Genomic DNA, 17940 nt, shown 5'->3' with positions numbered 1-17940 from the left:
ATCAGGTCGCTACCTGGTACTGGAAGCGGTCGGCGCGGCTGCTGGACTGCGCCAGCTCCACCGCTCGACCAGAAGGATCGCGGGACAGGGTGAGCACGCTGAGCAGCGGCGCATGGCGCGGCATCAGCAGGTGCGCGGCCTCCTCGCGGCTGGGCAGGCGCGCGCCGATCAGGCTGAAGGTGCGCACCAGCGGCAGGTCGCGTTCGGCCAGGTACTGGCGCAGCGAGCCACCCTGGTAGCCCGCCAGCAGCGGCGCCAGGCTGGCGCAGAAGCGGTGGCGAATCAGGCTCAGCGGCTGGCCGTCGAGCAGGCGCAGGGTGGCCAGTTCGATCAGCTCGCTGCCATCGGGCAGCTGCAGATGACGGCACTCCTCGCTGCTGCCGGTACGGCACAGGCGCTCGATCAGGCGTGCCTCGACCCGGTGCCCGAGGGCCGACAGCGACTGGCTGAAGGCGCTGCCCGCCTCCACGGGATAGACCAGCGGCCTGGCCAGCACCTGGGTACCCTTGCCCTGACGGCGCAACAGGCGGCCTTCGAGGACCAGTTCGTCCACCGCCCGGCGCAGGGTATGGCGGTTGACGGAAAAGCGCGCGGCCAGTTGCATCTCACCCGGCAGGTAGTCGCCCGGGCTCATGCGCTGCAGTTCCTCGCGCAGCACGCCAGCCAGTTCGCGGTACAGCGGCTCGTTTTGTCTAGACAAGTTCATCGTTCGAAAAGGGCGCACACAGGCGCCCTCCTTCTCCTTCAGATAAAGAGCTTGCGCAGGCGTTGAGAGAGGATGTCGATGGAGCTCACTACCAGGATGATCACGATCAGCACGGCGCAGGTCTGGCCGAACTGGAAGCCGCGGATGGCCTCCCAGAGGATCACGCCGATACCACCGGCACCGACCATGCCGACCACCGTGGCCGAGCGCACGTTGGACTCGAAGCGGTACAGCGAGTAGGAGATCCACAGCGGCAGGACCTGCGGGATGACCCCGAAGATCACCTCCTGCAGCGCGCTGGCACCAGTGGCACGCACGCCTTCCACCGGGCCCGGGTCGATGGCCTCGACCGCCTCGGCGAAGAGCTTGGCCAGCACCCCGGTGGTGCTGATGAACAGCGCCAGCACGCCGGCGAAGGGGCCGAGGCCGACCGCGACGACGAAGAGCATGGCGAAGACCATTTCGTTGATCGAACGGCAGGCGTCCATCACCCGGCGTACCGGCTGGTAGACCCACCAGGGCACGATGTTCTCGGAACAGAGGATTCCCAGCGGGATGGCGCAGACGATGGCCAGTACGGTGCCCCACAAGGCGATCTGTACGGTGACCACCATCTCCTTGAGATAGTGCCGCCAGTTGCTGAAGTCCGGCGGGAAGAAATCGGCGGCGAAGGTGGACATGTTGCCAGCATCGCGCACCAGCGCCAGCGGGTTCATTTCCGCGCCCTGCCAGGACCAGGCAAGCACGGCGAAGAACAGCCCCCAGCCGATCAGCTGCAGCCAGCTGCGCTTGCCATCGGCGATCGGGGTGGCGGTGGTCAATGTAGTCATGGGTAACTCTCGATCACTCATTCAGAACCTGTTCACAACCTGCTGCGCGTCGGCCCTGTTGCTGCAAAACCGGGCTCGTAGTGCTCTCGCCTGTATCTGCGGGGCCGCCATCGGTGTTGCAGGGTGCCAGCTCGCGAGGTGATGGACAGATTCACGGAACGAGCCGCCCCGCCAGGGCGGGACGGCTCTCGGGGTCAGCCGGCGCTGGCGCCACTCTTCTTCTCGAGTTCGGCCATGCGTTGCTGCAGCTTGGCCAGCTCGGCATCCAGCTCCTTGAGCTGAGCCTGCTTGTCGGCCTCGTTGAGCGTGGTGCTGTTGGCCACTTCGGTGCGCTTCTTGAACAGCTCGAGCTGACGGATCGGCAGCAGCTGGTCGTTGTCCGAAGCGCGGAACTGACCCCACTGCAGACCGGCGAGCACCTTCTTCTCCTCCGGCTTGGCGCCGTAGGTCATGAAGAAATTGCGCAGCTTGTCGCGGGTTTCCTGAGGCAGGTTCTTGCGCCAGACGATGGGGTCGGACGGAATCAGCGGCGACTTCCAGATGACCTTCAGCTGTGCGGCCTTGTCCGGTGCGGTGACTTCCAGGCGCTCCATCCCTTCGCTGTTGAAGGTGCCGACATCGACCTGCTTGTTGGCGACCGACAGGGCATTGACCTCATGGCTGCCGTTGAGCGAGCGCTTGAAGATCTTGCCGGCGTCGGCGTTGTTCTGGGCGAACACGTAGTAGCCCGGCACCAGGTAGCCGGAGGTGGAGTTCGGATCACCGTTGGCGAAGGTCAGGTTCGCGGCATTCTTGAGCATGTCCTCGACCGAGTTGATCGGGCTGTCCTTGTGCGCCACCAGCAGGCTGTAGTAGCCCTGGGCGCCATTGGCCGCGACGGTCTGGGCGAAGATCTCGCCACCGGCGCGGTCCACCGCTTCCATGGCCGACTTGTTGCCGTACCAGGCCACGTCGACCTTGTCGAAGCGCATGCCCTGGATGATCCCGGCGTAGTCAGGAGCGAAGAAGGCGTTGATCTTCACGCCAGTCTGCTTGCTCATGTCGGCCAGGAAGGGATCCCACATGGATTTCAGGTTCTGCGAGGACTCGGTGGAGATGATGCCGAAGTTGAGTTCCTCGGCAGCCTGGGCCGAGCCCAGCAGGGAACCGGTTACGAGCGCAGAGGCAGCCAGCACCTGGCCGATGCGTTTGAACATGGAGCACACTCCTGTTGCGGGTTGGCGTTGTTGTTTCGAATGGAGGCAGCGGCGTCAGGCCTTGGCCAGTGCCAGGGGACGCTCCAGAGCACGCGGGCGCTGGCCTTGCGGCAGCAGCAGACTGATGTCGAGGTCGCCGCCGTAGAGGTCGTTGAGGAAATCGGGGTTGAAGTCCTGGGTCGGGCCGTCGAAATGAATGCGCCCGCCCTTGAGGGCCACCGCGCGCTGGCAATAGCGCACGGCGTAGTCGACTTGATGCAGGGTCACCACCACGGTCTTGCCGTCGCGGCGATTGATGTCGGCGAGAATCTCCATCACCTTGCGCGCCGACTCGGGGTCGAGCGAGGCGATGGGTTCGTCGGCGAGAATCACCTCGGCCTGCTGGCACAGCGCTCGGGCGATCGCCACCCGCTGCTGCTGGCCACCGGACAGGGTCGAAGCCCGCTGCGCGGCGAATTCGGCGAGGCCGACGCGCTCCAGCGCGTCCATGGCCCGCTGCTTCTCCTCGGCGCTGAACAGGCTGAGGCTGCCACGCCAGCGCGGCATGCGCCCCAGGCCGCCGAGCAGCACGTTCTGCAGCACGCTGAGGCGACCGACCAGGTTGAACTGCTGGAAGATGTAGCCGATGTCGGCGCGCAGACGGCGCACATCGCCGCTCAGGCGACCTTCGGCCTGCACCTGGCGGCCGAGCACCTCGATGCAGCCATCGTCGCCACGCGCCAGGCCGGCCAGGTGCCGCAGCAGGGTCGACTTGCCCGAGCCGGACGCCCCGATCAGGGCGACCATCTCCCCTGGCTGCACGGAAAGCGCCAGGTCGAACAGGGCCTGCTTGCGCCCGAAGGTCTTGTTGAGACGGTCGACTCGAATGGCTGCGCTCATATGCTGGCTCTCTACTATCATTGTCGATATGAGAAGGCAGCACCCGGCTGCCATCTGGTGTAGACCAAGGTAGCCAGAGCCTGTGTCAGCCCAGTGAACCGGGGATGACAATTGAGTGACCGAAACTTTAAATTTCAAATACCGAGCACAGCACGAACGCGACTTCTGCCGAATACTGCGCAATTCTGACAGTCGGTGCTGGCATAAAGCCTCCACCTGCACCACAATGCGACACGTATTTGGCGTCAAGGAACTGTTCAGATGACCGAATGGTCATAACGACGCAGAACGCGGTACCGGTTGAACGGCTAGTGCGAAACACTGTCAAACCGGTGACAATCTCGACACTGACCACCAGTATCGCTCCCTGAACTAACCGGTAATGTATGCGCCCTATGAAACAGGCTACTTATTCCAGCCGCACGGCTGACAAATTCGTCGTTCGCTTGCCAGATGGCATGCGTGAGCGTATCGCTGACGTAGCACGCAACCATCACCGCAGCATGAACTCTGAAATCATCGCCCGTCTGGAGCAGAGCATGCTTCAGGAAGGCGCTCTGGATGAGGATCTCAGCCTGCGTCTCGACAGCCCCGAGCTGAGCCTGCACGAGCGTGAGCTGCTGCAGCGCTTCCGCCAGCTGTCGCGCCGTCAGCAGAACGCCCTGGTCGCGCTGATCGCCCATGACGTGGAAATGGCCGCTGAAGAAGCCTGAAGCGAACCCATGAAAAAAACCGGCCTTGAGCCGGTTTTTTTATGCCTGCGACACGACGGTCGCCTGTCGGTCAGCCGACGAAGCTGAGCAGCACCCCCGCCGCCACCGCCGAACCGATCACCCCCGCCACGTTCGGCCCCATGGCGTGCATCAGCAGGAAGTTCTGCGGGTTGGACTCCAGCCCGACCTTGTTCGAGACCCGCGCAGCCATTGGCACTGCGGATACCCCGGCCGAACCGATCAACGGATTGACCTTGTTGCTGCTGAACAGATTCATCAGCTTGGCCATCAGCACACCGGCCGCGGTGCCGGCACAGAAGGCGACCATGCCCAGCAGCAGGATGCCCAGGGTCTTGAGCTGCAGGAAGGCTTCCGCCGACAGCTTGGAGCCCACGGTCAGGCCAAGGAAGATGGTGACGATGTTGATCAGCGCGTTGCGCGAGGTATCGGCCAGGCGTTCGACCACACCGCATTCACGCAGCAGGTTGCCGAGGGCGAACATGCCGATCAGCGGCGCTGCGTCCGGCAGCAGCATGCCGATCAGGATGCACAGCACGATGGGGAAGATGATCTTCTCGGTCTGCCCCACCGGACGCAGCTGCTGCATCACGATCGAGCGTTCTTCCTTGGTGGTCAGGGCGCGCATGATCGGCGGCTGCAACAGCGGCACCAGGGCCATGTAGGCGTATGCCGCGACGGCGATGGGGCCGAGCAGGTCAGGCGCCAGCTTGGAGGTGACGAAGATCGAGGTAGGCCCGTCCGCCCCGCCGATGATGGCGATGGACGCAGCCTCCTTGAGGGTGAACTCCATGCCCGGAATACCCAGCGCAGTGATCGCCAGCGCCCCCATCAGGGTGCCGAAGATGCCGAACTGCGCCGCGGCGCCGAGCAGCAGGGTCTTGGGGTTGGCCAGCATCGGCCCGAAGTCGGTCATGGCACCGACACCGAGGAAGATCAGCAGCGGGAAGATGCTGGTCGGCAGGCCCACTTCGTAGATCAGGTGCAGGAACCCCGCGCCTTCGGCCATGTTGGCCACCGGGATGTTCGACAGCAGCCCGCCGAAGCCGATAGGCACCAGCAACAGCGGTTCGAAGCCCTTCTTCACGGCCAGGTAGATCAGCAGCAGACACACCGCGATCATGAAGGCCTGGCCGGGTTCCAGATGGTACAGGCCGGTGCTCTGCCAGAGCTTGAGCAGCTTTTCCATGGCGCGCCCCTCAGCCGATGGTCAGCAGGCTGTCGCCCACCGCCACCGCATCGCCGACCTTGACGTTGACCGCCCCGACCGTGCCGGCCTTGAAGGCGCGGATTTCGGTTTCCATCTTCATCGCTTCGAGGATGATCACCAGTTGCCCCTCCTCCACGGCCTGGCCTGGCTGCACCAGCACCTTGAAGATGTTGCCGGCCAGTGGCGCCGCCTGCGGCTCGCCGGCGCCGGCAGTCACCGCTGCTGCTGCCGGCGCGGCGCTCGACGCGCCACCGACGGGCTTGAGCCCCTCGATGTCGCCGCCTTCGTTGACCTGCACGACGAAGGCCTTGCCGTTCACCTCGACGGTGTAGACCTCGGGCTTGCCCGGCTCGCGGGCCAGGCTTTCCTTGCCGGTCGGCACCGGCTCGAAGGCGGCCGGATTGCCACGGTTCTCCAGGAACTTCAGGCCGATCTGCGGGAACAGGGCGTAGGTCAGCACATCGTCGATGGCGTCGGCGGCGAGCTTGATGCCCTTCTCCTGAGCGATGCCCTTGAGCTCGGCGGTGAGCTTGTCCATCTCGGCGTCGAGCAGGTCGGCGGGACGGCAGGTGATCGCCTCGGCCCCATCGAGCACACGCGCCTGCAACTCGGCATTGAAGGCGGCCGGCGCCGCGCCGTACTCGCCCTTGAGCACACCGGCGGTTTCCTTGGTCACGGACTTGTAGCGCTCGCCGGTGAGCACGTTGATCACCGCCTGGGTGCCGACGATCTGCGAGGTCGGCGTCACCAGCGGAATGAAGCCGAGGTCTTCGCGTACCCGGGGGATCTCGGCCAGCACCTGGTCGAACTTGTCCTGGGCGCCCTGCTCCTTGAGCTGGCTCTCCATGTTGGTGAGCATGCCACCCGGCACCTGGGCGACCAGGATGCGCGAGTCGACGCCCTTGAGGTTGCCCTCGAACTTCGCGTATTTCTTGCGCACCTCGCGGAAATAGGCGGCGATTTCCTCGAGCAGCTCTAGGTCGAGCCCGGTGTCGCGCTCGGTGCCCTGGAACATCGCCACCACCGATTCGGTAGGCGAATGGCCGTAGGTCATCGACAGCGAGGAGATTGCCGTGTCGACGTTGTCGATACCGGCCTCCACCGCCTTGAGAATGGCCACCGAGGACAGCCCCGCCGTGGCGTGGCACTGCATGTGGATCGGGATGGCCAGGCTGCTCTTCAGGCGCGACACCAGCTCGAACGCGGTATAGGGCGTGAGAATGCCGGCCATGTCCTTGATGGCCACCGAGTCGGCGCCCATGTCCTCGATCTGCTTGGCCAGGTCGACCCACATCTGCAGGGTGTGCACCGGGCTGGTGGTGTAGGAGATGGTGCCCTGGGCATGCCGCCCCTGCTGCTTCACGGCCTTGAGGGCCGTTTCCAGGTTGCGCGGGTCGTTCATCGCATCGAAGACACGGAACACGTCGACGCCATTGACCGCCGCACGTTCGACGAACTTCTCCACCACGTCGTCGGCATAGTGCCGGTAGCCCAGCAGGTTCTGCCCACGCAGCAGCATCTGCTGACGCGTATTGGGCATCGCCTTCTTCAGCTCGCGGATGCGCTCCCAGGGGTCTTCGCCGAGGTAACGAATGCAGGCATCGAAGGTCGCGCCGCCCCAGGACTCCACCGACCAGAAGCCGACCTGATCCAGCTTGGGCGCGATCGGCAGCATGTCTTCGAGGCGCAGGCGGGTCGCGAGGATCGACTGATGGGCGTCACGCAGCACCACATCGGTAATGCCGAGTGCTTGTTTTACGGCTGTCATACAGGTACTCCCTCTGAACCTGATCAACCGCGACGCGCGCGGTGCTGGGCAATGGCGGATTGAATGGCGGCCAGCGTCTGCGCATCCGGCTCGTGACTGGCCGGCCTGGCAACGGATACCGGGGTGGGGGCTGCGGCAGCGGGCGCGGCGAAGACGCCGATCATGCGTGACATCAGGCTGACCACGCCGACCAGCAGTACCAGAAAGGCAAACACGAAGCCCATGCCGAACAGCATGAGCTCGACACCCTCGAGAAGAAGTTCACTGGGGGTCATCTTGGCTCCTTTTGGCCAGCAGCTCATGGGCTGCATTCGTTATCGATTAGGAGCGTCCGGGGTCAGCGCCTGGACAGAGCTGCCGAACCTTAGCCTGAAACGCGCGTTTGAGGCAAACCTCCAGACGGCCTGAAATGCCTGATATGTAGTGTTTTTCTCACAAGCACTACCAAAGGAGGAGAAGCGCCCCGAAACGCCGCCTGAACCAGGCCACCCCACCTCCCGCGCCACGCCGGGGATGGACGAGCAGAAGCGCATGACCGAGGTGCAACCCGGGCAGTGCATCGCCGCGCATCCAGGCAGCGACAATCTGACGCCGGGCGCCACTGCCGGCGACGGCCCATGTCAGGCTGCCAGGGGCAGCCAGTGCCTCAGGTCATCGCTCGATGGGAGTGGCAAGCGACTGCCAGGAACGGCAATCGCGGCAGGGGCAGACGGCTCGCAGAACACGAACCGTCCGAATGGCCGGGCGGTGGCGCGATCTACAGCAGGAAGATCGACGCCATGCCCAGGAAGATGAAGAAACCGCCGCTGTCGGTCATGGCGGTGATCATCACGCTGGCGCCCATGGCCGGGTCGCGCCCGAGGCGCGCCAGAGTCATGGGGATCAGCACCCCCATCAGCGCCGCCAGCAACAGGTTGAGCGTCATCGCCGCCGTCATCACCACACCCAGCGACCAACTGCCGTAGAGGGAGTAGGCGACGCCGCCGATCACCCCACCCCAGAGGATGCCGTTGATCAGGGAAACCCCCAGCTCCTTGCGCACCAGCCGCGCGGTGTTGCCGGTGCTGATCTGCCCCAGCGCCATGGCGCGCACGATCATGGTGATGGTCTGGTTACCGGAGTTGCCGCCGATGCCGGCCACGATGGGCATCAGCGCCGCCAGCGCCACCAGCTTCTCGATGGAGCCCTCGAACAGGCCGATCACCCGCGAGGCGAGGAAAGCCGTCACCAGGTTGATCGCCAGCCAGGCCCAACGGTTGCGGACCGACTTCCACACCGAGGCGAAGATGTCTTCCTCCTCGCGCAGACCGGCCATGTTCAGCACTTCGCTTTCGCTTTCCTCACGGATCAGGTCGACCATCTCGTCGATGGTCAGACGGCCGATCAGCTTGCCGTTCTTGTCCACCACGGGCGCGGAAATCAGATCGTAGCGTTCGAAGGCCTGAGCGGCGTCGTAGCCGTCCTCGTCCGGGTGGAAGCTCACCGGATCGTCGGCCATGACTTCGCCGACCTGCTTCTCCGGATCATTGACCAGCAGACGCTTGATCGGCAGGACGCCCTTGAGCACGCCGTCGTAGTCGACCACGAACAGCTTGTCGGTATGGCCCGGCAGCTCCTTGAGACGACGCAGGTAGCGCAGCACCACCTCCAGGCTGACGTCCTCGCGGATGGTGACCATCTCGAAGTCCATCAGCGCGCCGACCTGATCCTCTTCGTAGGACAGGGCCGAACGCACGCGCTCACGCTGCTGCGCATCGAGCGATTCCATGAGTTCATGGACGACGTCACGCGGCAGTTCGGGGGCCAGGTCGGCCAGCTCATCGGCGTCCAGATCCTTGGCCGCCGCGAGAATCTCGTGATCGTCCATGTCGGCGATCAGGGTTTCCCGTACGGCGTCGGAGACTTCCAGCAGGATGTCGCCATCGCGCTCGGCCTTGACCAGCTGCCAGACGGTCAGACGGTCGTCGAGCGGCAGGGCCTCGAGGATGTGGGCGATGTCGGCGGGGTGCACATCGTCGAGCTTGCGCTGCAGCTCGGCGAGATTCTGTCGGTGTACCAGGCTCTCGACCCGGTCATGGTGCTGGCCTTCCTGACGGTGGGTCAGGTCCTCGACCAGCTTGTGCCGATGCAGCAGTTCGACCACCTGTGCCAGGCGATCCTGCAAGCTTTCCTGCGGCTTCTTGGCTTCTACTTCAGTCATAGCGCGCTCCACCCCCAGTTGGCGGGCACGCCAAAGGGGATCAATCAGGTGTTACACGATTGTGCGATGGGAGTATTGAGTAACTACTGGGTAAGTCCATGGTGGTATTCCACAAGCCCCGGCGGGGCTGACGCGGCGAATGATAACACCGCAGAACCGCTTTGTACGTGACAAAAGCGCGGCAAGAACAATTGCTTGCATCGCAAACTTCGATCCCGCGTGAAAACCTGAGTCAGTGACGCCAGTCACTAGGCCCAGGACACCCTGACGAAAGAGAAATAACCGCTTAAGCTGGCCCGGTGAACGTCAAGGAGGACGAATCATGCGAGGACTGCACATCGCGGCGCTGTGCGCTGCCGCCCTGCTCCACCCTATTCAAGACAGCTCGGCCAGCAGCGTGTTCCGCTGCGAAGACAGCAACGGGCAGATCACCTTCACCCGCCACGGCTGCGCCCCCGAGCAGACGCAGTACAGGCAGGAGGTGCGCAACCACTCCCCCGGCAGCGGCAAGCCCATCCCCCTGGCCGTCCCCAGGGCGCGCACCGCGACACCCACGACGCGCTCCAGGGCGCCCGTGATCGTCGGCGAGCAGGATGACGGCTGCGGCAACCTGCTCAGCAGCAGCGAAAAGCGCCAGGCGATCATCCGCCGCGAGGTGCGCAGCGGCATGAGCAGCGCCGACGTGGAAAGCAGCCTGGGCAAGCCGGACAGGATCACCCGGCAGAACGGCAGGCAGCGCTATCACTACCGCGACAAGAGCGGCGACAACCAGCTGATCAGCTTCGACGAGGCCGGCTGCGTGAAGAAATGACGCGCAAAGAAAAAGGGCCTGCATCGCTGCAGGCCCTTTTGGTATGGCGGACTCAGGAGGATTCGAACCTCCGACCGCTCGGTTCGTAGCCGAGTACTCTATCCAGCTGAGCTATGAGTCCGGTCGGTGCTTTTATACCAGATCACCTCTGGTTGACGCATGACCCCGCATCGCTGCAGTGCCATTCGATATGGCGGACTCAGGAGGATTCGAACCTCCGACCGCTCGGTTCGTAGCCGAGTACTCTATCCAGCTGAGCTATGAGTCCGTTGCAGATCACTCGAAAGCCACTGCGCTTTCGTGCGACCTTTGGCGCTTTTAGACCAGATCACCGCTGGTTGAAACAAAATGGCTTGCAGCGATGCAAGCCATTGAATATGGCGGACTCAGGAGGATTCGAACCTCCGACCGCTCGGTTCGTAGCCGAGTACTCTATCCAGCTGAGCTATGAGTCCGGTCGGTGCTTTTATACCAGATCACCTCTGGTTGATTCGCCAGCCCGGCTTGCGCCCGACTCGCTGAATAATGGCGGAGAAGGGGGGATTCGAACCCCCGACACCCTTTTGAGGTGTACTCCCTTAGCAGGGGAGCGCCTTCGGCCACTCGGCCACCTCTCCGCAACACGGGGCGCATGATAAACATGTTTTCCCCGTTTGCAAACAAAAATTTGTAGAAAAATTAGTGGCTTGGTTCGTCACCCTTCTCTTTCTGGATACGTTGGTAGATTTCCTCACGGTGCACGGCAACCTCTTTCGGCGCATTGACGCCAATGCGCACCTGGTTACCTTTCACGCCCAACACGGTGACAGTCACATCATCACCGACCATCAGGGTCTCTCCGACCCGGCGAGTCAGAATCAGCATTCCTTTCTCCTCACGGATTACATTTTCAGGACAACAGTCTGCAAAAAAGAAAATGGTGCCAGCTTCCTGCTTGTTCAAGCCTGGAAACCTCCACCCAAGTATTGACCAGCCCGCGCAGAAAGAAAGTTCCCGCCTGCCAGTCAAAAAAACGAAAGGCGCGGAACCAGCCGCGCCTTTCGGATAGATCACTCGCCCTGTCGAGCCGGGGCGTCGAGCTCGAAAGCCGTGTGCAGTGCACGCACGGCCAGCTCCAGGTACTTCTCTTCGATCACCACGGAAACCTTGATCTCGGACGTGGAGATCATCTGGATGTTGATGGTTTCCTTGGCCAGTGCCTCGAACATGCGGCTGGCCACGCCTGCGTGGGAGCGCATGCCGACGCCGACGATGGACACCTTGGCGATGTCGGTGTCGCCGACCACTTCGCGAGCACCCAGCTCGTCCGCAGTCTTCTGCAGGACGTTCAGGGCATTGTTGTAGTCGTTGCGGTGCACGGTGAAGGTGAAATCGGTGGTGTTATCGTGCGCCACGTTCTGCACGATCATGTCGACTTCGATGTTGGCAGCGCTGATCGGGCCGAGAATCTTGAAAGCCACGCCCGGCAGGTCCGGCACGCCACGGATGGTCAGCTTGGCTTCGTCGCGGTTGAAGGCGATGCCGGAAATGATCGGCTGTTCCATGGATTCCTCTTCATCAAGGGTAATGAGGGTGCCCGGCCCCTCCTGGAAGCTGTGCAGGACGCGCAGCGGGACGTTGTACTTGCCGGCGAATTCCACCGAACGGATCTGCAGCACCTTGGAGCCCAGGCTGGCCATTTCCAGCATTTCTTCGAAGGTGATCTTTTCCAGACGCTGGGCCTTGGGCACCACGCGCGGGTCGGTGGTGTAGACGCCATCGACGTCGGTGTAGATCTGGCACTCGTCGGCCTTCAGGGCCGCAGCCAGGGCCACGCCGGTGGTGTCGGAACCGCCACGGCCGAGCGTGGTGATGCTGCCGTGCTCGTCGACACCCTGGAAACCGGCGACGACGACGACACGCCCGGCCTTGAGGTCAGCGCGAATCTTCTGGTCGTCGATCTGCAGAATGCGCGCCTTGTTGTAGGCGCTGTCGGTGAGGATGCGCACCTGGCTGCCGGTATAGGACACCGCCGGCACGCCGCGCTTGATCAGCGCCATGGCCAGCAGAGCGATGGTCACCTGCTCGCCGGTGGACACCATGACATCCAGTTCGCGCGAGACCGGTTCGCCGTCGGTGATCTGTTTGGCCAGATCGATCAGGCGGTTGGTTTCACCGCTCATGGCGGAAACCACCACGACGATGTCGTCACCGTTCTCGCGGAATTTCTTCACCTTGTCGGCCACCTGCTGGATACGCTCGATGGTGCCGACGGAGGTGCCCCCAAACTTCTGTACGATCAAAGCCATTTCAAAAAGCCGCCTGAATCCTCGAAGGGCGCCCATTAAACCCGCATCGGGTCATACTGCCAAGGCCCGCCGGACGCACTGCGGGCCCCGCTTTCTCACTCGTTACGAAGCCTGCTCGACCAGGGCAGCGGCCAGGGCCAGGGCCTCGTCCAGTTTGCCGGCATCGACGCCACCGCCCTGGGCCATGTCCGGACGACCACCGCCCTTGCCGCCCACGGCTGCTGCGGCCTGACGCATCAGGTCACCGGCCTTGAGCTTGCCGGTCAGGTCCTGGGTGACACCGGCGACCAGCACCACCTTCTCGTCGAACACGCCGCCGAGCAGGATCACCGCGCTACCCAGCTTGTTCTTCAGCTGGTCGACCAGCGCCAGCAGCGCCTTGCCATCCAGGCCGTCGAGACGCGCCGCCAGCACCTTGGTGCCCTTCACGTCCACCGCCGAGGCAGCCAGGTCGTTGCCCGCCGCGCTGGCGGCCTTGGCCTTGAGCTGTTCCAGCTCCTTCTCCAACTGACGGTTGCGCTCCAGCAGTGCGGACAGCTTGTCCAGCACGTTGTCGCGATTGCCCTTGACCAGGGAAGCGGCTTCCTTGAGCTGCTCCTCGGCACCGTTCAGGTAGGCCAGCGCTTGCGCGCCAGTGACCGCTTCGATACGGCGCACGCCGGCGGCCACACCGCCTTCGCTGACGATCTTGAACAGGCCGATGTCGCCGGTGCGAGCCACGTGGGTACCACCGCACAGCTCGACGGAGAAGTCGCCGCCCATGCTCAGTACGCGCACCTGGTCACCATACTTCTCGCCGAACAGGGCCATGGCGCCCTTGGCCTTGGCCGTCTCGATATCGGTGATTTCGGTTTCCACCGCCGAGTTCTCGCGCACCACGCGGTTGACGATGTCCTCGAGCTGCTTGAGCTGCTCGGGCTTGATCGCCTCGAAGTGGCTGAAGTCGAAGCGCAGACGCTGGCTGTTGACCAGCGAGCCCTTCTGCTGCACGTGATCACCGAGCACGATGCGCAGGGCTTCGTGCAGCAGGTGGGTGGCGGAGTGGTTCAGTGCCGTGGCCTGGCGCACCTCGGCCTCGACTTCGGCCTTGACGCTGGTGCCGACGTTGAGTCCGCCGCGTACCACCACGCCGTGATGCAGGAAGGCGCCGCCAGCCTTGGTGGTGTCGCGCACGTCGAAGCGCACGCCGGCACCTTCGAGGTAGCCGCAGTCACCGACCTGGCCGCCGGACTCGGCGTAGAACGGGGTCTGATCCAGCACCACCACGCCCTCCTCGCCCTCGGCGAGGCTGTCGACGGCAGCGCCGGCCTTGAACAGGGCGATGATCTGGCCGCTGCCGCTGGTGCCTTCGTAACCGAGGAAATGGGTGTCGGTGTCGACCTTGACCAGGCTGTTGTAGTCCATGCCGAAGGCGCTGGCGGAACGGGCGCGCTCGCGCTGCGCTTCCATCTCGCGCTCGAAGCCTGCTTCGTCAACCGACAGCTCGCGCTCACGGGCGATGTCGGCGGTCAGGTCGACCGGGAAGCCGTAGGTGTCGTACAGCTTGAACACCACGTCGCCGGGAATGACCTTGCCTTTCAGCTCGGCCAGGTCCTGCTCGAGGATCTTCAGGCCCTGCTCCAGGGTCTTGGCGAACTGTTCTTCTTCGGTTTTCAGCACGCGCTCGATGTGCGCCTGCTGCTGCTTGAGTTCGGGGAAGGCCTCGCCCATCTCGGCCACCAGGGCGGCGACGATCTGGTAGAAGAAGCTGCCCTTGGCGCCCAGCTTGTTGCCGTGACGGCAGGCGCGGCGAATGATGCGGCGCAGCACGTAGCCACGGCCTTCGTTGGACGGCGTCACGCCATCGGCGATCAGGAAGCTGCAGGAACGAATGTGGTCAGCCACCACCTTCAGCGACGCCTCGCCGGCGTTGGCGCAGCCGATGGCCTTGGCGGAAGCGGCCAGCAGGTTCTGGAACAGGTCGATCTCGTAGTTCGAGTTGACGTGCTGCAGCACGGCGCTGATGCGCTCCAGGCCCATGCCGGTGTCCACGCTTGGCGCCGGCAGGGGGTGCAACACGCCATCGGCAGTCCGGTTGAACTGCATGAATACGTTGTTCCAGATCTCGATGTAGCGGTCGCCGTCTTCCTCGGGCGAACCGGGCGGGCCGCCCCAGATGTGCTCGCCATGGTCGAAGAAAATCTCGGTGCACGGACCGCACGGGCCGGTGTCACCCATCGCCCAGAAGTTGTCGGAAGCGTACGGCGCACCCTTGTTGTCGCCGATGCGGATCATCCGTTCGGTGGGAACGCCGACTTCCTTGGTCCAGATGTCGTAGGCCTCGTCATCGGTGGCGTAGACGGTGACCCAGAGCTTTTCCTTGGGCAGTTTCAGCCACTTCTCGGAGGTCAGGAACTCCCAGGCGTAGTGGATGGCATCGCGCTTGAAGTAGTCGCCGAAGCTGAAGTTGCCCAGCATTTCGAAGAAAGTGTGGTGGCGCGCGGTGTAGCCGACGTTTTCCAGGTCGTTGTGCTTGCCGCCGGCACGCACGCACTTCTGGCTGGTGGTGGCGCGGGTGTAGGCACGCTTCTCCAGGCCCAGGAAGCAGTCCTTGAACTGGTTCATCCCCGCGTTGGTGAACAGCAGGGTCGGGTCGTTCGCCGGAATCAGCGAGCTGGAAGCGACACGGGTGTGCCCTTTTTCTTCGAAGAAGCTCAGGAAGGCTTCACGGATTTCTGCGCTTTTCATAGGGGTCATCCACGGAATCAGGCGGCCACGGCAGAGCCGGCGAAGCAGACGACGCGAGAACGTGGCGAGCGACGGTCAGGCAAGGTAGGAAACGACAACGCATGCAACGTCGCCCCATCCGTGGTTGCGGATGCCGAACGAGCATTTCGATGCCGTTTCCAACGCAGCATGGCCGAGCGCGGCCGTTGTCACGCAGTCTGCAAAGGGACGCATTATATCGGTCCATTCGCCCGCGGCTAGTGCCTTGTTGATAGCCGACCGCTATGGGCGGTCGGCAGCAGGATCAATGATCGCGGAAAGCGGCGAATGCCTCGATCACCCGCTCGACGCCCTCGGAACCGACATCCAGATGGGTAACCAGGCGCAGACGCGGCGCCGCGCTGACGACAATGCGCCGCTCGGCCATGAAGGCGCCGACCTGGCTGGCACGCTCGCCGAGCTGCACGTAGACCATGTTGGTCTGCACCGGCTCGACGCTGTAACCCAGCGCACGCAGCGCCTCGCCCAGGTGCGCCGCCTTGGCGTGGTCCTCGGCCAGGCGCTCGACCTGATGCTGCAGCGCATAGAGGCCGGCTGCCGCCAGCACGCCGGCCTGGCGCATGCCGCCGCCGACCATCTTGCGCAGGCGCCGCGCCCTGGCGATCAGCGCGGCGCTGCCGCACAGCACCGAGCCGACCGGCGCCCCGAGGCCCTTGGACAGGCACACCGAGACGGAATCGAAGTGCTGGGTGATCTCGCGCGCCGGCACGCCCAGCTTGACCGCCGCGTTGTACAGGCGGGCGCCATCCAGATGCAGGCTAAGGCCCCGCCGGCGCGTCAGTTCACGCGCCGCCGCCAGGTAGTCGAGCGGCAGCACCTTGCCCTGCATGGTGTTTTCCAGGGCCAGCAGGCGCGTGCGGGCGAAATGGAAGTCATCCTGCTTGATCGCTGCCTCGACCCGGTCCAGGTCCAGCGAACCATCGGCCTCGCCCTCGATCGGCTGCGGCTGGATCGAACCGAGCACGGCGGCGCCGCCACCTTCGTACTTATAGGTGTGCGCCTGCTGGCCGACGATGTACTCGTCTCCGCGCTCGCAGTGCGCCATCAGGCCCAGCAGGTTGCTCATGGTCCCGGTGGGAACGAACAGCGCCGCCTCGAAGCCCAGCTCCTTGGCCAGCCAGGCTTCCAGATGGTTGACGCTGGGGTCTTCACCGTAGACGTCATCGCCCAGTTCGGCGGCCATCATGGCTTCGCGCATGGCGGCGGTGGGTTGGGTAACGGTGTCGCTACGCAAGTCGATCAGGGGCATGGCAGGCTTTCCCGTTCATTGGCGAAAGGGCCATGCTAAAGAGGTCACGAAGGGGGCCACAAGATACAGTTGGCGCAAAATCCGGCGGAACGGCGAGCGAGCCGACTGTCCTTGCTGACAGTCGGCGTGTGGCCAGAGGGAGAGCTGTATCGCGGCTGAAGCCGCTTCTACGGGATGGGGCGTTTGACGCAGGTGCGGCTTCAGCCGCGATGCCACCCGGATACCCAGGCAGCTGGCGCGCTGGCTACACCAGGCTGGCGCCGTCGTCCGGGACGATGAGGATGCCGGCGCGCAGGCCGTTCTTGACCCTGGGATTGGGGAAGATGATGCGGGCGCCCTGCTCTTCCACCAGCCAGCGGGTGTCGGCGATGTCCTCGGCGAGCAGATAGCCCGGCTTGAGCTCGGTGAAGTTCTCGATATCCGCAGGCAGGTGCAACTGGAAGCTGTCGCTGTGCTTGATGATCTCCCGCGACACGGCGAACAGCTGCAAGCCATCCAGGGTCGGTTCGCCGCTGACCACCTCACGCCCCTCGATCAGCGCCTGCAAGGCGTTCTCCAGCAGATCGAGATTGACCAGCTGGTTCTGCCCGAACGCACGCGCCTTGCCCAGTTCCAGGGTAAAGGCCTCGGCCCCGAGCTGCGCATAGGTGTAGGCGCTGAAGGTGATCGACGGCTTGTTCTGCAGCAGCACGGCCTCGATCCCGGCGGCGCGCAGACGCTCCAGCTCTCGCCGCGAATGAGCGCGACCTTCCTGCCAGGGGTAGAGGGCGAACTGCTCGATCTTCGAGCCGCGAATCGCGGTATGCAGGTCGTAGTGCAGGCGCGTGCGGCCCGCTTCCTTGCCGAAGAAGGTGGCCGACAGATGCTCCAGGTCGCAGGCACGAATGGCCTCGAAACCACTGGATTGCTCATGGCGACCGCTGAACAGGCGGTTGATGTCCTGCTCGACGAAACGCTCGCCACGGCGCATGGCCTCGGGATTGCCGAACAGGAAGAGAATACGCGCGGCCGGGCGCAGCTCGTTGCGTGCGATGCCGCGCAGCAGGCGATCGAGCATCTCGATCGGCGCGGTCTCGTTACCGTGAATACCGGCGGACAGCAGCAGGTCGAGGCCGTTGTCACGCGCCGCTGGCGGGGTCACCTCCAGCGCGCCTTCATCCAGCCAGCGCAGGCGCGTGCCATCGGGGGTCAGTTGAATCTTCGCCGACGGCTCGTGGCCGGCCAGGGTCAGTTCAAGCAGTTTGCCGAGGACCAGCATGGCGACTCCTTGCTTTACAGCACTTCGTGCAGGCGCGAGCGGCAGCCG

At 64.0% G+C, this 17940-nt stretch carries 15 protein-coding genes and 4 tRNA genes; 2 read left to right on the top strand and 17 right to left on the bottom strand.

Annotated features, from left to right (window positions below):
- Nucleotide 1: 1 nt before the first annotated feature.
- The 4 genes from phnF to phnC all read right to left on the bottom strand — a co-directional run bounded on the left by phnF (nt 2) and on the right by phnC (nt 3611).
- The gene (gene phnF / locus JLK41_RS08755) at nt 2-724 is read right to left on the bottom strand and encodes a phosphonate metabolism transcriptional regulator PhnF (RefSeq protein WP_210390778.1); all 723 of its coding nucleotides are present in this window, start codon (nt 722-724) and stop codon (nt 2-4) included.
- Between the two features lie 20 nt (nt 725-744).
- Nucleotides 745-1536 (bottom strand): phosphonate ABC transporter, permease protein PhnE, encoded by a 792-nt coding sequence (phnE, locus tag JLK41_RS08750; RefSeq protein WP_037057140.1) that lies wholly within the window; start codon nt 1534-1536, stop codon nt 745-747.
- Nucleotides 1537-1730: 194 nt separating this feature from the next.
- A complete protein-coding gene (gene phnD / locus JLK41_RS08745; RefSeq protein WP_037057138.1) occupies nt 1731-2732 on the bottom strand; it encodes a phosphonate ABC transporter substrate-binding protein in 1002 nt (333 codons plus the stop codon).
- A gap of 54 nt (nt 2733-2786) precedes the next feature.
- A complete protein-coding gene (gene phnC, locus JLK41_RS08740) occupies nt 2787-3611 on the bottom strand; it encodes a phosphonate ABC transporter ATP-binding protein (protein WP_037057134.1) in 825 nt (274 codons plus the stop codon).
- A gap of 386 nt (nt 3612-3997) precedes the next feature.
- Here phnC and JLK41_RS08735 point away from each other — a divergent pair, with 386 nt between their 5' ends.
- Complete coding sequence (locus JLK41_RS08735) at nt 3998-4324, top strand: Arc family DNA-binding protein (RefSeq protein ID WP_037057131.1); 327 nt, start codon at nt 3998-4000, stop codon at nt 4322-4324.
- 70 nt (nt 4325-4394) lie between these two features.
- Here JLK41_RS08735 and JLK41_RS08730 read toward each other — a convergent pair whose 3' ends face one another.
- The 4 genes from JLK41_RS08730 to mgtE form a co-directional block, all read right to left on the bottom strand.
- Nucleotides 4395-5531, bottom strand: a complete 1137-nt coding sequence (locus JLK41_RS08730; RefSeq protein ID WP_037057128.1) for a sodium ion-translocating decarboxylase subunit beta — start codon at nt 5529-5531, stop codon at nt 4395-4397.
- Nucleotides 5532-5541: 10 nt separating this feature from the next.
- Entirely contained in the window at nt 5542-7320 is a 1779-nt protein-coding gene (gene oadA, locus JLK41_RS08725) for a sodium-extruding oxaloacetate decarboxylase subunit alpha (RefSeq protein ID WP_150608996.1), read from the bottom strand.
- Between the two features lie 23 nt (nt 7321-7343).
- On the bottom strand, nt 7344-7595 hold the full coding sequence (locus JLK41_RS08720; protein ID WP_047589573.1) for an OadG family protein: 252 nt from the start codon (nt 7593-7595) through the stop codon (nt 7344-7346).
- Nucleotides 7596-8077: 482 nt separating this feature from the next.
- The gene (gene mgtE / locus JLK41_RS08715; protein WP_037057120.1) at nt 8078-9520 is read right to left on the bottom strand and encodes a magnesium transporter; all 1443 of its coding nucleotides are present in this window, start codon (nt 9518-9520) and stop codon (nt 8078-8080) included.
- A 322-nt stretch (nt 9521-9842) separates the two neighbouring features.
- Here mgtE and JLK41_RS25350 point away from each other — a divergent pair, with 322 nt between their 5' ends.
- The gene (locus JLK41_RS25350; protein WP_244976486.1) at nt 9843-10331 is read left to right on the top strand and encodes a hypothetical protein; all 489 of its coding nucleotides are present in this window, start codon (nt 9843-9845) and stop codon (nt 10329-10331) included.
- Nucleotides 10332-10375: 44 nt separating this feature from the next.
- Here JLK41_RS25350 and JLK41_RS08705 read toward each other — a convergent pair.
- From JLK41_RS08705 to astE, 9 genes are all read right to left on the bottom strand, one after another.
- A tRNA-Arg gene (locus tag JLK41_RS08705) sits at nt 10376-10452 on the bottom strand.
- 70 nt (nt 10453-10522) lie between these two features.
- Nucleotides 10523-10599 (bottom strand) — tRNA-Arg (locus tag JLK41_RS08700).
- A gap of 110 nt (nt 10600-10709) precedes the next feature.
- Nucleotides 10710-10786 (bottom strand) — tRNA-Arg (locus JLK41_RS08695).
- A gap of 71 nt (nt 10787-10857) precedes the next feature.
- Nucleotides 10858-10948 (bottom strand) — tRNA-Ser (locus JLK41_RS08690).
- Between the two features lie 61 nt (nt 10949-11009).
- Complete coding sequence (gene csrA, locus JLK41_RS08685) at nt 11010-11195, bottom strand: carbon storage regulator CsrA (protein WP_003244478.1); 186 nt, start codon at nt 11193-11195, stop codon at nt 11010-11012.
- 185 nt (nt 11196-11380) lie between these two features.
- Nucleotides 11381-12619: an aspartate kinase gene (locus tag JLK41_RS08680; RefSeq protein ID WP_047586507.1), complete on the bottom strand. Its 1239-nt coding sequence runs from the start codon at nt 12617-12619 to the stop codon at nt 11381-11383.
- Between the two features lie 102 nt (nt 12620-12721).
- Nucleotides 12722-15346 (bottom strand): alanine--tRNA ligase, encoded by a 2625-nt coding sequence (gene alaS, locus JLK41_RS08675; RefSeq protein WP_210390777.1) that lies wholly within the window; start codon nt 15344-15346, stop codon nt 12722-12724.
- A 283-nt stretch (nt 15347-15629) separates the two neighbouring features.
- Entirely contained in the window at nt 15630-16634 is a 1005-nt protein-coding gene (ltaE, locus tag JLK41_RS08670; protein WP_210390776.1) for a low-specificity L-threonine aldolase, read from the bottom strand.
- A gap of 244 nt (nt 16635-16878) precedes the next feature.
- Nucleotides 16879-17892, bottom strand: a complete 1014-nt coding sequence (gene astE, locus JLK41_RS08665) for a succinylglutamate desuccinylase (protein ID WP_210390775.1) — start codon at nt 17890-17892, stop codon at nt 16879-16881.
- Nucleotides 17893-17940: the final 48 nt, after the last annotated feature.

This window comes from Ectopseudomonas khazarica (assembly GCF_017915135.1).
GTDB lineage: Bacteria > Pseudomonadota > Gammaproteobacteria > Pseudomonadales > Pseudomonadaceae > Aquipseudomonas > Aquipseudomonas khazarica.
This window is presented reverse-complemented; position numbering and strand designations above follow the sequence as displayed.

What these genes read in the sequence shown, in the direction of transcription:
- phnE (WP_037057140.1), bottom strand. Translation starts at nt 1,536, where the DNA reads ATGACTACATTGACCACCGCCACCCCGATCGCCGATGGCAAGCGCAGC.
- phnD (WP_037057138.1), bottom strand. Translation starts at nt 2,732, where the DNA reads ATGTTCAAACGCATCGGCCAGGTGCTGGCTGCCTCTGCGCTCGTAACC.
- phnC (WP_037057134.1), bottom strand. Translation starts at nt 3,611, where the DNA reads ATGAGCGCAGCCATTCGAGTCGACCGTCTCAACAAGACCTTCGGGCGC.
- JLK41_RS08735 (WP_037057131.1), top strand. Translation starts at nt 3,998, where the DNA reads ATGCGCCCTATGAAACAGGCTACTTATTCCAGCCGCACGGCTGACAAA.
- JLK41_RS08730 (WP_037057128.1), bottom strand. Translation starts at nt 5,531, where the DNA reads ATGGAAAAGCTGCTCAAGCTCTGGCAGAGCACCGGCCTGTACCATCTG.
- oadA (WP_150608996.1), bottom strand. Translation starts at nt 7,320, where the DNA reads ATGACAGCCGTAAAACAAGCACTCGGCATTACCGATGTGGTGCTGCGT.
- JLK41_RS08720 (WP_047589573.1), bottom strand. Translation starts at nt 7,595, where the DNA reads ATGACCCCCAGTGAACTTCTTCTCGAGGGTGTCGAGCTCATGCTGTTC.
- mgtE (WP_037057120.1), bottom strand. Translation starts at nt 9,520, where the DNA reads ATGACTGAAGTAGAAGCCAAGAAGCCGCAGGAAAGCTTGCAGGATCGC.
- JLK41_RS25350 (WP_244976486.1), top strand. Translation starts at nt 9,843, where the DNA reads ATGCGAGGACTGCACATCGCGGCGCTGTGCGCTGCCGCCCTGCTCCAC.
- csrA (WP_003244478.1), bottom strand. Translation starts at nt 11,195, where the DNA reads ATGCTGATTCTGACTCGCCGGGTCGGAGAGACCCTGATGGTCGGTGAT.
- JLK41_RS08680 (WP_047586507.1), bottom strand. Translation starts at nt 12,619, where the DNA reads ATGGCTTTGATCGTACAGAAGTTTGGGGGCACCTCCGTCGGCACCATC.
- alaS (WP_210390777.1), bottom strand. Translation starts at nt 15,346, where the DNA reads ATGAAAAGCGCAGAAATCCGTGAAGCCTTCCTGAGCTTCTTCGAAGAA.
- ltaE (WP_210390776.1), bottom strand. Translation starts at nt 16,634, where the DNA reads ATGCCCCTGATCGACTTGCGTAGCGACACCGTTACCCAACCCACCGCC.
- astE (WP_210390775.1), bottom strand. Translation starts at nt 17,892, where the DNA reads ATGCTGGTCCTCGGCAAACTGCTTGAACTGACCCTGGCCGGCCACGAG.